Raw genomic sequence first — 11,853 nt, 5'->3', positions numbered from 1 at the left:
CTGCCGCGTCAGCAGTCGTTGGCGGCGCCCGCGGGTTAGTCCCGAAGGCGCAGCTCTTGCTCGCCCACAGGCGCATCGGCCGCCGCTGCCGCGCCCTGTGCCACCGGCGTGACAGTGTGTGCCGCGCATCCCGCGCGGTGCGGCCGGTGTGCAGAGCCGCCCCAGCGGCCAAGGAAGTGCCGATGGAGCGAGACGACGCGTTGCTGAACGATTGGCGCCAGCGTGCGCTGGCGCTGGAAGCCGAGGTGGCCAAGGCCGTCATCGGCCAGCAGCGCGTGATCCGCGCGGTCAACACGGCGGTGTTCGCCCGAGGCCATGTGCTGCTGCAGGGCGACGTGGGCGTGGGCAAGACCACGCTGCTGCGGGCCTTTGCGCGGGTGCTGGGCGGCGCCTTCGCGCGCACCGAAGGCACCATCGACCTGATGCCCAACGACCTCGTGTACTACACCTACATCGGCGCCGACGGGCGGCCGGCGGTGGAGGCGGGGCCCTTGATCGAGCATGGCCCCGAACTGGCCATCTTCTTCTTCAACGAGATCAACCGCGCCCGGCCGCAGGTGCACTCGCTGCTGCTGCGGGTGATGGCCGAGCGCAGCGTCTCGGCCTTCAACCGCGAGGTGCGCTTTCCGCACCTGCTGGTGTTTGCCGACCGCAACCGGGTGGAGCGGGAGGAGACCTTCGAGATCTCGTCCGCCGCGCGCGACCGCTTCATGATGGAGATCACCATCGACGCGCCGGCCACCGACGACGACCGCCGGGCGCTGATGCTCGACCCGCGCTTCCACGACACCGACCGGCTGGTGGCCACGCTGCAGCCGGCCATGGTGCCGTATGCCGAACTCAATGCGGTGGCCGAAGCCATCCAGCACCAGGTGCGGGCCGCGCCCGCGCTGCAGGACTATGCGCTGGGCCTGTGGCGGGCCACTGCGGTGCCGGCCGAGTACGGCGTCAAGCTGCCCGACCTGGATACCGCGCGGCTGATGCTGGCCGGCGCCAGCCCCCGCGGCATGAGCATGCTGATGCGGGCCACCCGCGTGGCCGCCTGGCTGGCCGGCCGCGACTACGCCACGCCCGAGGACGTGCAGGCCGTGTTCTTCGACACGCTGGCGCACCGGCTGTGCTTGCAGCCGGTGTACGAGATGCGCCGGCCCGAGATCACCGGCCCGCTGATGGCCGGCATCCTGGCCGCGGTGGCCGCGCCCTGAAGGAGCGGCCACGATGCAGGAGATCCAGTACCGCGTGGGTGGCCCGGTGCAGGGCCACTTTCCCGGCCACCACCGCAGCAGCCGGGGCGACAGCGGCTTCGAGTTCCGCGGCCATGCCTCGCTGCTGGATGCGCCCGACCCGCGCCGGCTCGACCTGCATGCCAGCCTGCGCGACCCCTTTGGCGGCTGGCGCGTGCGCATCCATGCGCAGCGCATGTCGGTGCCGGTGACGATGGTGGTGGACCTCTCGGCCTCGATGGGCTTCGAAGGCGCACGCCGCAAGCTGGACGTGGTGGCCGACTTCACCGACAGCCTGGCCTGGTCGGCCTGGCGCACCGGCGACAGCTTCGGCTTCGTGGGTTGCGGCGCGCAGGTGGAGCCGGCGCTGCTGCAAGCGCAGACGCGCCAGCGCGGCGCCGGCGGCCTGCTGGCCCAGGCGCTGCGCGGCTGGCAGCCCACCGGCCGCAGCGCTGAGGGTCTGCTGCAGGTGCCGCAGCACCTGTCGCGCCAGCGCAGCCTGGTGTTCCTGGTGTCCGACTTCCACCTGCCGCTGCCGCTGATCGAGCGTGTGCTGGACGGGCTGTCCGCCCATGAGGTGGTGCCCGTGGTGCTGTGGGACCCGCTGGAGTTCGGCCCCAGCGCCCGCCGCGGCCTGCTGACGGTGGTGGACCCCGAAAGCGGCCGCCAGCGGCTGGTGTGGTGGCGGGCCGCGCTGCGTGCCCGCTGGCAGGCGGCGCGCACGGCCCACCGCGCCGCGCTGATGCAGGCCCTGCAGACCCGCCGGCTGCAGCCCTTGATCATCGAAGGCGGCTTCGATGCGGATGCCGTGACGCGGCACTTCTATTCATGAGCCGTCTTGTTGCGGCGCTGGCCCTGACCTTGGCTTTCATGGGGGCGCCGCGCGCCCAGCCCATGGCTGAACCCGTGGCGCAGATCGAGGAGCCGCGTGCCTACGGCTACTTCGTCGGCGACGTGGTCGCCCGCCGCATCCAGCTGCAACTGCCGGACGGCGTGGCGCTGGACACCGCCTCGCTGCCGCGCCCCGGCAAGCGCGGCGGCGCGCTGGAGTTGCGCAGCGTGGCCTGGCGCCAGTCCGCGCACGAACTGGTGGTGGAGTACCAGGTGCTGCTGTCGCCGCCCACGCCGCGGGTGCTGGAGATGCCGCCCTTCGAGCTGCGCTTCACCGGCGCCGGTGGCCAGCCGGCCGGCAGCCTGCGCATCGATGCCTGGCCGGTGGCCGTGTCGCCGCTGGTGGCCGCCGGCGATCCACCGGCCCGCCGCGGCTATGGCGAGATGCAGCCCGACGAAACGCCCCCGCAGCGCGACCTGCGGCCCCATGCGCAGCGCTTGCTGGCCTTGGCCGCGGTGGCCGCGGTGCTGGGGCTGTACCTGCTGCATGTCTACGTGGGGCTGCCCTGGTGGGCACGCCGGCACCGGCCCTTTGGCCAAGCCTGGCAGGCCTTGCGCGGCCTGCCGCCACAACCCGGCGAAGCGGCGCAGCGCCAGGCCTGGGCCCAGGTGCATGCGGCCCTCAACCGCACGGCAGGCACCGCGCTGCTCGATGACGGCGTGCCCGCCTTCGTCAGCACCCACCCGCGCTGGCGCGGCCTGCAGGCCGATCTGCATGAATTCTTCGCCCGTTCTCGCCGCAGCTTTTTCGCCGGTGAACCGGCGGGCGACGACCTGGCCTGGCTGCGCGGCTTCTGCCGCCGCTGCCGCGACTTGGAGCGGGGCGCCGCATGATCCGCTTCGACACGCCCGGCTGGTTGCTGCTGTTGCCGCTGGCCGCCTTGCCCTGGCTGCTGCGCCAGCGCGATGCCATGCCCAACACCTGGCTGGCCACCATGCCGCACGACCTGGCCTCCGACAGCCTGGCGCTGGCGCTGCATGCCGCCGCCGCGCTGGCGCTGGCCGGGCTGGTGGTGGCGCTGGCTGACCCCTACCGGCCCGAATACACCGTGGAGCGTGTGGGTCGCGGCGCCGAGATCGTGCTGGTGCTGGACCGCAGCCGCAGCATGGACCAGGGCTTTGGAGGCGCGCGCGCCGCCGGTGCGCCGGTGCGTGGCACCGGGCCCGAGGCGCTGGACTACTACTCGCGCCTGCGCGCGGCGCAGAACCGTGAATCCAAGGGCCAGGTGGCCCGCCAGCTGCTGGCCGACTTTGCCGGCCGGCGGCCGGAAGACCGTTTCGGCATGGTGCTGTTCAGCACGCTGCCGATGCGGGTGCTGGAGTTCACGCAGAAGCCCGAGGCCATCCAGGCCGCCATCGCGGCCGGCAACATCGGCCGCGGCCTGAGCGAGACCAACATCGGCCTGGCGCTGGAAAGCTCGCTGGGCTTCTTCGCCGACCGGCCGTACACCGGCTCGCGCATCGTGATGCTGGTGTCCGACGGTGGCGACCGGCTGGACGCCGCGATCCGCGATCGCATCAGCCACCTGGTGCACAAGCACCGCGTGGCCATCTACTGGATTTACATCCGCTCGGCCATGAGCGCGGGGCTGCAGCCCGCCGAGGCCGGCAACGCGGCGGCACCGGTCGATGCCGAGGCCGCGCCCGAGTTCTTCCTGCACCGCTTCTTCGAATCGCTGGGCACCCCTTACCGCGCCTATGAAGCCGACAACCCCGAGGCGCTGCAGAAGGCCATCGACGACGTGAACCGGCTGGAGAACCTGCCCATCGTCTATGAAGACGTGGTGCCCCGCCGCAGCCTGGCCCCGTGGGCGCTGGGTGCGGCTCTGGTGGCCGTGCTGCTGCTGCTGGTCGCGCGCACGCTGGAGATCCGCCGATGGTCATGAACCTGGCCACCCGTGGCCGCACCCGCACCGCGTGGCTGGCCCTGCTGGCCGTGGCGGTGCTGGCCGCGCTGCAGGCCGCCTGGTGGTGGCGCGATGCCGACTTGAACCGGCGTGTCGAGGCGCTGGCTGCCGGCGCCGATACGGCGCCTGCGGGATCGGCACCTGGGTCAGCCCCCGCACCAGCCGACGATGCGGCGCCCGAGCTGCGCTTTGCGGCGGCCTATGGCAGCGCGCAGCGGGCGCGGCAGCAGGCCTCGGCCAGCGAGCGTGAAGCCGCGCTGGCGCGCTACCGCCCGCTGCAGAACGACACGCCGCTGGGCCAGGCGGCGCGCTTCAACAGCGCCAACCTGCTGCTGCGCCAGGCCATGGAGGTGCGCGCCACGCTGCAGCCCGGCCAGGCCATCGCGCTGCTGGAGCTGGCCAAGGAAGGCTACCGCGACGTGCTGCGCCACGACCCCGGCTTCTGGGCCGCGCGCTACAACCTCGAGCGGGCGCAACGCCTGCTGCCCGATGCGGACGAAGAAGACCCGCCCGTCAACGAGCCGGCGCCCGAGGCCGAGCGCGCCGTCACCACCATGCGCGGCCACAGCGCCGGGCTGCCGTGAGGCGCTGGGTGCTGCAGCCGGGCCGGGCCTGGGCCTGGCTGCGCCAGCGGCAGGAAGCGGCGCTGCTGGCCCTGGCCGCGCTGCTGCTGCTGGGCTGCCTGCTGCCAGGCCACCTCACGCTGCAGCGCGCCCGCTTCGACCATGTGGTGGTGCTGGACATCACCCAGAGCATGAACGTGCCCGATGCGCTGATCGATGGCCGGCCCGCGCCACGCATCGACGCCGCCAAGCACGCGCTGCGCGAGGTGCTGCTCGATCTGCCCTGCGGCTCCAAGCTGGGTTGGGGCATCTTCACCGAGTACCGCACGCTGCTGGTGCTGGCGCCGGTGGAGGTGTGCGAGAACCTGGGCGAGCTGCGCGCCACGCTGGCCAACCTGGACGGCCGCATGGCCTGGATCAACGGCAGCGAAGTGGCCAAGGGCCTGCACAGCGGCCTGGCCGTGGCCAAACAGCTGGAAGACAAGCCTTCGCTGGTCTTCATCACCGATGGCCACGAGTCGCCGCCGCTGCACCCGCGCCACCGGCCCAAGCTCAATGGCGAGCCGGGCGAGGTACCCGGCCTCATCGTCGGCGTCGGCCAGGCCCAGCCCTCGCCCATCCCCAAGCGCGACCCGCAGGGCCGCCCCATCGGCGTGTGGGGTGCGGATGAAGTGCTGCAGGCCGACCCACGCAGCCGCGGCCGCAGCGGCAGCGTGGCCGGTGAAGGCATGGCCGACGATGCGGCCGGCCCCAGCGTCTCGGTGGGTGCCACGCCGGGGACCGAGCACCTGTCGGGCCTGCGTGAGCCCTACCTGCGCCTGCTGGCGCAGGAAGACGGCCTGCAGTACCACCACCTCGACGGGCCGCGCGGCCTGAGCGAGGCGCTGCGCGCCCCGCAGTTCCAGCGGCCGGTGCCGGTGAAACTGCCGCTGCGCGACGTGCTGGCGCCGCTGGCGCTGGTGGTGTTGGTGCTGCCTTATGGGTGGCAGCTGTGGCGGCGCTGGCGCGGGCGCCGCCCGCGGCCTAGGCCCGCCCCGCCCGCCGCCGGCGCGCGCGGGGCTTGAGCTGCTGGATCAGCTGGTCCTGGCCCTGGTCGATCAGGAAGCGCTCGAACGCGCTGGCGACCTGGGACAGCTGACGTGAGGCCAAACGCATCACGAACCACTCACGCTCCACCGGGTTGGCGGCCATGGGCAGTAGCTCCAGCAGGCCGGCTTCCAGCTCCAGCACGCAGGTGTGCATCGACAGGAAGGCGACGCCGAAGCCGGCCGCGCACATCTGCTTGATGGCCTCGTTGCTCGACATCTCGCTGCCGATGCGCAGCGGCAGCCGCGCGTCCTTGAACAGGCGCTCCAGTGTGGCGCGGGTGCCTGAGCCACGCTCACGCACCAGCAGGTGCATGCCGGCCAGGTCGGCCAGGCCCATTTCGCCCTGCTTGAGCGTGGCATGCCCGGGCGCCGCCAGAAAGGCCATCGGGTGGCGGGCGAAGGCGGTGGCCTCGGTCTTCAGCTCGGCCGGCGGCCGGCCCATGATGGCCAGGTCGATGTCCTGGCCGGCCAGCATGCGCACGATCTCGTCGCGGTTGCCCACCTGCAGCTTCACCTTCACCTTGGGGTGCTCGTTGGCAAAGGTCACCAGCAGCGGCGGCAGCAGGTACTCGGCGGTGGTGACGGCGCCCACCCGCAGCGTGCCCGAGAACACGCCCTGCAGCGTGGCCATCTCTTCGCCCGCCTCGCGCCAGAGCTCGATGATGCGGGCCGCATAGCCGGCCAGCAGTTCGCCGGCTTCGGTGAGCCGCACGCCGCGCCCGGCGCGCTGCAGCAGCGGTGTGCGCGCCGACTCTTCCAGCGCGCGGATCTGGATGGAGATGGCCGGCTGCGTGAGGTGCAGTTCGTCGGCGGCCATCGACACGCTGCCCAGCCGCGCAACGGCATGGAACGCGGCCAACTGGCGAAAGGTGGCGTTACGGGTGAGCGGCATGGCTACATATTAGTCGCAGCTTATGCCAGCGCCAGAAAGTTTAATTTTTATATAGAGGGCGAAATCTCTACATTGATCTCACGGCAGCACCGCCAGACCTCAACCACATCGAGGAGACCCCATGGGCAGCATGAGCGAAGCCAAGCAGATCACCGACACCAAGAAGCGTTATGCCGCCGGGGTGTTGAAGTACGCACAGATGGGCTACTGGGACCCCGACTACGAGCCCAAGGCCACCGACATCCTGGCGCTGTTCCGCATCACGCCGCAAGACGGGGTGGACCCGGTGGAGGCCGCTGCCGCGGTGGCCGGCGAAAGCAGCACCGCCACCTGGACGGTGGTGTGGACCGACCGCCTGACCGCTTGCGACATGTACCGCGCCAAGGCCTACCGCGTCGACCCGGTGCCGGGCACGCCGGGCCAGTTCTTCTGCTACGTGGCCTACGACCTCAGCCTGTTCGAAGAAGGCTCCATCACCAACGTGGCGGCCTCCGTCATCGGCAACGTGTTCAGCTTCAAGCCGCTGAAGGCCGCGCGGCTGGAGGACATGAAGTTCCCGGTGGCCTACGTCAAGACCTTCAGCGGCCCGCCCACCGGCATCGTGGTGGAGCGTGAGCGGCTGGACAAGTTCGGTCGCCCGCTGCTGGGCGCCACCACCAAGCCCAAGCTGGGCCTGTCGGGCCGCAACTACGGCCGCGTGGTGTACGAGGGCCTGCGCGGCGGGCTGGACTTCATGAAGGACGACGAGAACATCAACTCGCAGCCCTTCATGCACTGGCGCGACCGCTTCCTGTTCGTGATGGACGCGGTGAACAAGGCCAGCGCCGCCACCGGAGAGGTCAAGGGCAGCTACCTCAACGTGACCGCCGGCACGATGGAGGAGATGTACCGCCGTGCCGAGTTCGCCAAGAGCCTGGGCTCGGTCATCGTGATGGTGGACCTGGTGGTGGGTTACACCGGCATCCAGAGCCTGAGCCACTGGTGCCGGCAGAACGACATGATCCTGCACCTGCACCGCGCAGGCCACGGCACCTACACCCGCCAGAAGAACCATGGTGTGAGCTTCCGCGTCATTGCCAAGTGGATGCGCCTGGCCGGCGTGGACCACATCCATGCCGGCACCGCGGTGGGCAAGCTGGAAGGCGACCCGATGACGGTGCAGGGCTACTACAACGTGTGCCGCGACACGCAGACGAAGGTGGACCTGCCGCGCGGCATCTACTTCGACCAGGACTGGGGCGCGCTGAAGAAGGTGATGCCGGTGGCCTCGGGCGGCATCCACGCCGGCCAGATGCACCAGCTGATCGACCTCTTCGGCGACGACGTGGTGCTGCAGTTCGGCGGCGGCACCATCGGCCATCCGCAGGGCATCCAGGCCGGTGCCACCGCCAACCGCGTGGCGCTGGAAGCCATGGTGCTGGCCCGCAACGAAGGCCGCAACCTGCTGGAAGAAGGGCCGCAGATCCTGCGCGACGCAGCCAAGTGGTGCAGCCCGCTGGCCGCCGCGCTCGACACCTGGGGCGACATCACCTTCAACTACACGTCGACCGACACCTCGGACTACGTGGCCACGCCTTCCGTGGCTTGAACCGTCAGCCTGCACAAAGCCAAGGAGCAACCCATGCGCATCACCCAAGGCACCTTCTCGTTCCTGCCCGAGCTGACGGACGCCCAGATCACCCGCCAGCTGGAGTATTGCCTGCAAAAGGGCTGGGCCATCGGCGTGGAATACACCGACGACCCGCACCCGCGCAACACCTTCTGGGAAATGCACGGCAACCCGATGTTCGACCTGCGCGACGCCGCCGGCGTGCTGCAGGAGATCAACGACTGCCGCAAGACCTTCCCTGACCAGTACATCCGCGTCACCGCCTTCGACAGCACCCACGGCACCGAATCGGTGGTGCTGAGCTTCATCGTCAACCGGCCGAAGGAAGAGCCCGGCTTCCGCCTCATCCGCACCGAGGAGCCCGGCCGCACGCTGCGCTACAGCATCGAGAGCTACTCGGTGCAGGCGCGGCCCGAAGGCACGCGCTACAGCGGACCTTCGGCAACGCGCTGAAGGCACCCGTCCGATTGAAGGAGAAGCACCGTGGACACGGCCACCGCCCCGCGCGCATTGTTCGAAAGCTCCGGCGTCAAGGCGCTGCTCGACCAGCTGGACGCCGAGCTGATCGGGCTGGCGCCGGTCAAGGGCCGCATCCGCGACATCGCGGCGTTGCTGCTCATCGACAAGCTGCGCGAGGAGCAGGGCCTGCAGAGCACGCCGCCCAGCCTGCACATGTGTTTCACCGGCAACCCGGGCACCGGCAAGACCACCGTGGCCATGCGCATGGCCGGCGTGCTCAAGCAGCTGGGCTATGTGCGCAAGGGCCACCTGGTGGCAGTGACGCGTGACGACCTGGTGGGGCAGTTCATCGGCCACACCGCGCCCAAGACCAAGGAAGTGATCAAGAAGGCGATGGGCGGCGTGCTGTTCATCGACGAGGCCTACTACCTGTACCGCCCCGAGAACGAGCGCGACTACGGCCAGGAATCCATCGAGATCCTGCTGCAGGTGATGGAGAACCAGCGCGACGACCTGGTGGTGATCCTGGCGGGCTACAAGGACCGGATGGACACCTTCTTCGGCAGCAACCCGGGGATGGCCTCGCGCATCGCGCACCACATCGACTTTCCGGACTACAGCGAGGCCGAGCTGATGCAGATCGCCGAGCTGATGCTGCAGGGCCTGAATTACCGCTTCGACGGCCCGGCGGCGCATGCCTTCGGCCGCTACCTGCACCTGCGGCGCCAGCAGCCGCACTTTGCCAATGCACGCTCGGTGCGCAATGCGCTCGACCGCATGCGGCTGCGGCATGCCACGCGCCTCTTCGACTCGCAATCGGCGCTGAGCAAGGAGCAGCTGTGCACGTTGCAGGCCGAGGACGTGCTGGCCTCGCGGGTGTTTGGCATGGCGCCGTCCGCGCCGGTCTTGCAGGAGGTGACGCGATGACCACCGAAGCCCTGATCCTGGACGTGGACGGCACCCTGGCCGACACCGAGGAGGCGCACCGCCAGTCCTTCAACACCGCCTTCGAGCAGATGCAGCTCGGCTGGCAATGGAGTGCGCCCACCTACCGGCGACTGCTGGCCATCACCGGCGGCAAGGAGCGCATTGCCGCCTTCATCGAAGAGGCGCAGCTGCCGCCGGCCCAGCGCAAGGCGCTGCTGGCCCGGGTGCCCGAGATCCATGCATTGAAGACCCATGTCTACACAAGCACGGCGCGCGAAGGCGGCATCGCCCTGCGCACCGGCGTGGAGCGGTTGCTGGACGAGGCCCGCGCTGCCGGCCTGCGCCTGGCCATCGCCAGCACCACCACCGCCGCCAACATCGACGCGCTGCTGCAGGCCGCCTGGGGCGCCCGCGGGCTGGAGCTGTTCGACGTGATCGCCTGCGGCGACCAGGTGCGCCACAAGAAGCCCGCGCCCGACATCTACCAGCTGGCGATGGATGCGCTGGGCCTGCCGCCCGAGCGTTGCATCGCGTTCGAGGATTCGGCCAACGGCCTGGCCTCGGCCCGCGCCGCCGGGCTGTGGACCGTGGTCACGCCCACCTACTGGACCGAAGGCAGCGACTTCCGTGGCGCCGGCCTGCTGCTGCCCCACCTGGGCGACGTGCAGCAGCCCATCGCCGGCGAGCCCGGCGGCCAGCTGCAGCGCGCCGCCTGGCTGGGCGTGCAGGAGTTGCAGGCGCTGGCCTGTGCGCGTGACGCCGACCGCGTGCAGGCGCTGTACCACTGACTTTCACCCCCAACGCGGAACCTGCTCATGACTTCCAGCTTGCGCATCGCCCCCAGCCTGCTGTCCGCCAACTTCGCCCGCCTGGGCGAAGAGGTGGAGGCCGTGATCGACGCGGGGGCCGACCTCATTCACTTCGACGTGATGGACAACCATTACGTGCCCAACCTCACCGTCGGGCCGCTGGTGTGCGAAGCCATCCGCCCGCACAGCCGGGTGCCGATCGACGTGCACCTGATGGTGCGGCCGGTGGACGCGCTGGTGCCGATGTTCGCGCAGGCCGGTGCCGGCCTCATCAGCTTCCACCCCGAGGCCAGCGAGCATGTGCACCGCACCATCCAGCTGATCCGCTCGCACGGCTGCAAGCCGGGCCTGGTGCTCAACCCGGCCACGCCGCTGTCGGTGCTGGACCATGTGCTGGACGACCTCGACCTGGTGCTGGTGATGTCGGTGAACCCCGGCTTCGGCGGCCAGGCCTTCATCGAGAGTGCGTTGCCCAAGATCGAGGCCATCCGCCGCCGCATCGACGCCACCGGCCGCGACATCTGGCTGGAGGTGGACGGTGGCGTAAAGCCCGGCAACGCGGCCCGCATCGCCGCGGCCGGCGCCGACACGCTGGTGGCTGGCTCGGCGGTGTTCGGCGCCGGCCCTGGCCAATACCGCCAGGCCATCGACGCGGTGCGCCAGGCGGCCTTGCAGGGCCGCGCCAGCCGCGGCACCTCAACTGTGCGCCAGACCGAAGAGGTGACGGCATGAACGGCGCCCCCACCGTGGCCGCCGCGCCGCTGCGCCCGGCCGCAGCGCCCCGCCTGCTGCAACGGGTGGACGCCATCGCCTTCGACCTCGACGGCACGCTGGTGGACAGCGCGCCCGACATCCGCCACGCGCTCAACTCGGCGCTGCACAAGGCGGGGCTGCGCAGCTTCGACCTGCCCACCGTGCGCGGCTGGATCGGCGACGGCCCCGACGCCACCATCGCCCGCGCGCTGGTGGCCCAGGCCATCGATCCCACCAACTCGGCCGGCCGCACGCTGTGCGACCACCTGCGCCGCAGCTTCGACATGACCGCGCTGTCGGCGCCGATGAGCCTGGGCCGGGTGTTCGACGGCGTGCCCGAGATGCTGGCCGAGCTGGCACGCGACTACCCCTGCGTGGTGGTGACCAACAAGCCCACGCCGCTGGCGCGCGCCTTGCTGAACGCCGCCCACCTGTTGCCGCATGTGATGACGGTGTTTGGGGCCGACGAGCCGGGCCAGCGCAAGCCCAGCCCGGTGCTGCTGCAGGCGGCGGCCGATCGCCTGGGCCTGGCGCCGGCCGCGCTGCTGATGGTGGGCGATGGTCGTGCCGACCTGCAGGCGGCTGCCAGTGCCGGCTGCCCGGCGGTGCTGGCCGACTGGGGCTACGGCGCCACCGGCTGGGAAGGCCCGCCGCCCTGGCGCATGGATTCACCGGCGGAGCTGCCCGTGCAGCTCCGTGCGAACCAGAACACTCTGCTTCATTTCTAGAACA

At 70.7% G+C, this 11,853-nt stretch carries 13 protein-coding genes; 12 read left to right on the top strand and 1 reads right to left on the bottom strand.

Going from position 1 to position 11,853, the window contains the following annotated elements:
* Window positions 1–182: 182 nt before the first annotated feature.
* The 6 genes from MW290_RS06830 to MW290_RS06805 are packed head-to-tail and all read left to right on the top strand — an operon-like array spanning window position 183 to window position 5,648.
* Window positions 183–1,205: an AAA family ATPase gene (locus tag MW290_RS06830; protein WP_250196500.1), complete on the top strand. Its 1,023-nt coding sequence runs from the start codon at window positions 183–185 to the stop codon at window positions 1,203–1,205.
* A gap of 13 nt (window positions 1,206–1,218) precedes the next feature.
* A complete protein-coding gene (locus tag MW290_RS06825; protein WP_250196499.1) occupies window positions 1,219–2,055 on the top strand; it encodes a DUF58 domain-containing protein in 837 nt (278 codons plus the stop codon).
* Window positions 2,052–2,948, top strand: coding sequence for a hypothetical protein (locus MW290_RS06820; RefSeq protein WP_250196498.1), 897 nt, complete (start codon window positions 2,052–2,054; stop codon window positions 2,946–2,948). Before MW290_RS06825 ends, MW290_RS06820 begins: the two co-directional genes overlap by 4 nt.
* On the top strand, window positions 2,945–4,000 hold the full coding sequence (locus MW290_RS06815) for a vWA domain-containing protein (RefSeq protein WP_250196497.1): 1,056 nt from the start codon (window positions 2,945–2,947) through the stop codon (window positions 3,998–4,000). Before MW290_RS06820 ends, MW290_RS06815 begins: the two co-directional genes overlap by 4 nt.
* The gene (locus MW290_RS06810) at window positions 3,991–4,605 is read left to right on the top strand and encodes a tetratricopeptide repeat protein (protein ID WP_250196496.1); all 615 of its coding nucleotides are present in this window, start codon (window positions 3,991–3,993) and stop codon (window positions 4,603–4,605) included. The genes MW290_RS06815 and MW290_RS06810 overlap by 10 nt, the downstream gene beginning before the upstream one ends.
* Window positions 4,602–5,648, top strand: a complete 1,047-nt coding sequence (locus MW290_RS06805) for a vWA domain-containing protein (protein ID WP_250196495.1) — start codon at window positions 4,602–4,604, stop codon at window positions 5,646–5,648. Before MW290_RS06810 ends, MW290_RS06805 begins: the two co-directional genes overlap by 4 nt.
* Here the strand turns inward: MW290_RS06805 and MW290_RS06800 are convergent.
* Window positions 5,608–6,564: a LysR family transcriptional regulator gene (locus tag MW290_RS06800; protein WP_250196494.1), complete on the bottom strand. Its 957-nt coding sequence runs from the start codon at window positions 6,562–6,564 to the stop codon at window positions 5,608–5,610. The genes MW290_RS06805 and MW290_RS06800 overlap by 41 nt on opposite strands.
* Window positions 6,565–6,685: 121 nt before the next feature.
* On the opposite strand from MW290_RS06800, the gene MW290_RS06795 reads away from it, so the two are divergent.
* The 6 genes from MW290_RS06795 to MW290_RS06770 are packed head-to-tail and all read left to right on the top strand — an operon-like array spanning window position 6,686 to window position 11,849.
* Window positions 6,686–8,152 (top strand): form I ribulose bisphosphate carboxylase large subunit, encoded by a 1,467-nt coding sequence (locus MW290_RS06795; protein ID WP_250196493.1) that lies wholly within the window; start codon window positions 6,686–6,688, stop codon window positions 8,150–8,152.
* Window positions 8,153–8,185: 33 nt separating this feature from the next.
* Window positions 8,186–8,626 carry a ribulose bisphosphate carboxylase small subunit gene (locus MW290_RS06790; protein ID WP_250196492.1) on the top strand — a complete coding sequence of 147 codons (441 nt, stop codon included), beginning with the start codon at window positions 8,186–8,188 and terminating at the stop codon, window positions 8,624–8,626.
* A gap of 30 nt (window positions 8,627–8,656) precedes the next feature.
* Window positions 8,657–9,559, top strand: coding sequence for a CbbX protein (gene cbbX, locus MW290_RS06785; protein ID WP_250196491.1), 903 nt, complete (start codon window positions 8,657–8,659; stop codon window positions 9,557–9,559).
* The gene (locus MW290_RS06780; protein ID WP_250196490.1) at window positions 9,556–10,347 is read left to right on the top strand and encodes an HAD-IA family hydrolase; all 792 of its coding nucleotides are present in this window, start codon (window positions 9,556–9,558) and stop codon (window positions 10,345–10,347) included. The genes cbbX and MW290_RS06780 overlap by 4 nt, the downstream gene beginning before the upstream one ends.
* A 27-nt stretch (window positions 10,348–10,374) precedes the next feature.
* A complete protein-coding gene (gene rpe, locus MW290_RS06775; protein WP_250196489.1) occupies window positions 10,375–11,100 on the top strand; it encodes a ribulose-phosphate 3-epimerase in 726 nt (241 codons plus the stop codon).
* A complete protein-coding gene (locus MW290_RS06770; RefSeq protein WP_250196488.1) occupies window positions 11,097–11,849 on the top strand; it encodes an HAD family hydrolase in 753 nt (250 codons plus the stop codon). Before rpe ends, MW290_RS06770 begins: the two co-directional genes overlap by 4 nt.
* Window positions 11,850–11,853 lie beyond the last annotated feature (4 nt).

Origin of the sequence: Aquincola tertiaricarbonis (genome assembly GCF_023573145.1) — a bacterium.
Classification (GTDB): domain Bacteria; phylum Pseudomonadota; class Gammaproteobacteria; order Burkholderiales; family Burkholderiaceae_C; genus Aquincola; species Aquincola tertiaricarbonis_B.
The sequence above is the reverse complement of the archived record's forward strand: the minus strand, read 5'-3'. Positions and strand labels throughout refer to the sequence as shown.

Excerpts from the sequence above, each read along its gene's own strand:
- MW290_RS06830 (WP_250196500.1), top strand. The coding sequence starts at position 183 with ATGGAGCGAGACGACGCGTTGCTGAACGATTGGCGCCAGCGTGCGCTG.
- MW290_RS06810 (WP_250196496.1), top strand. The coding sequence starts at position 3,991 with ATGGTCATGAACCTGGCCACCCGTGGCCGCACCCGCACCGCGTGGCTG.
- MW290_RS06770 (WP_250196488.1), top strand. The coding sequence starts at position 11,097 with ATGAACGGCGCCCCCACCGTGGCCGCCGCGCCGCTGCGCCCGGCCGCA.
- rpe (WP_250196489.1), top strand. The coding sequence starts at position 10,375 with ATGACTTCCAGCTTGCGCATCGCCCCCAGCCTGCTGTCCGCCAACTTC.
- MW290_RS06790 (WP_250196492.1), top strand. The coding sequence starts at position 8,186 with ATGCGCATCACCCAAGGCACCTTCTCGTTCCTGCCCGAGCTGACGGAC.
- MW290_RS06815 (WP_250196497.1), top strand. The coding sequence starts at position 2,945 with ATGATCCGCTTCGACACGCCCGGCTGGTTGCTGCTGTTGCCGCTGGCC.
- MW290_RS06795 (WP_250196493.1), top strand. The coding sequence starts at position 6,686 with ATGGGCAGCATGAGCGAAGCCAAGCAGATCACCGACACCAAGAAGCGT.
- MW290_RS06825 (WP_250196499.1), top strand. The coding sequence starts at position 1,219 with ATGCAGGAGATCCAGTACCGCGTGGGTGGCCCGGTGCAGGGCCACTTT.
- MW290_RS06820 (WP_250196498.1), top strand. The coding sequence starts at position 2,052 with ATGAGCCGTCTTGTTGCGGCGCTGGCCCTGACCTTGGCTTTCATGGGG.
- MW290_RS06800 (WP_250196494.1), bottom strand. The coding sequence starts at position 6,564 with ATGCCGCTCACCCGTAACGCCACCTTTCGCCAGTTGGCCGCGTTCCAT.
- MW290_RS06780 (WP_250196490.1), top strand. The coding sequence starts at position 9,556 with ATGACCACCGAAGCCCTGATCCTGGACGTGGACGGCACCCTGGCCGAC.